Raw genomic sequence first — 734 nt, 5'->3', positions numbered from 1 at the left:
CGCGGCGGGCGGCGGCCGAGGGCGTGCCGCTGTGGATCGCGCGCCGGCAGGCGCCGGGGCCGCACGGGCGGCCGGTGTGGGTGGCCGTCGACCGTCGGCTGGTCCGCGCCGACGTGTGGACGGAGGACGCGCCGCCGGCGCGGCTGCGCGGGCCGCGCGGCTGGACGGCCGAACCGAACGACCCGGTGCGGGGGCTGACGGTGACGGTCGGCGCGTGGCCGGCGACGCTGGGCGCGACCCTGGGGTGGCGGAAGTCGAAGCGTTCGCTCAGCCTCGCGGCCGGCGGCGCGGTCTGGCGGCTGACCCGGGACGACGCCACGTCCAGCCGGCTGCTGCGCGACGAGCGGCCGGTGGCGCTGCTGAGCCGGCCGGCGACGATCGACACGCTGGTGGCGGAGGACGCGTTGCTGCCGCTGGCGCGGGTGGCGCACGAGTCGGCCGACCCGGTGGACGCGGTGGTCGCGCACCTGTGCGGGGTGGCGTTCGGGCTGGGGGACGCCACGGGCACGGTGCGGTTCGGCAGCCGGCGGCAACCACCGGACGAGGACGAGCCGTTGGTGTGGGAGCTGCCCTGGCACACGGGCCTGGGGCGGGGCCGCGACGACTCGGGGCCCGGCGCCTCGGGCGACGGCTGGAGCGACGGCGGCTCCTCGGGCGCGGACGGCGGCTCCTCGGGTGACGGCGGGGGGTTCTTCGGCGGGGGCGACGGCGGCTCGGGCGGCGACGGCGGGGGC

At 80.4% G+C, this 734-nt stretch carries 1 protein-coding gene; it reads left to right on the top strand.

Features of this window, described 5'->3' with window-relative positions; genetic code table 11:
- On the top strand, nucleotides 1-734 hold a 734-nt coding region (locus EBN88_RS30090; protein WP_122400099.1), incomplete at both ends, for a hypothetical protein.

This window comes from Streptomyces triticirhizae (assembly GCF_003696235.1).
GTDB lineage: Bacteria > Actinomycetota > Actinomycetes > Streptomycetales > Streptomycetaceae > Streptomyces > Streptomyces triticirhizae.
The sequence above is the reverse complement of the archived record's forward strand: the minus strand, read 5'-3'. Positions and strand labels throughout refer to the sequence as shown.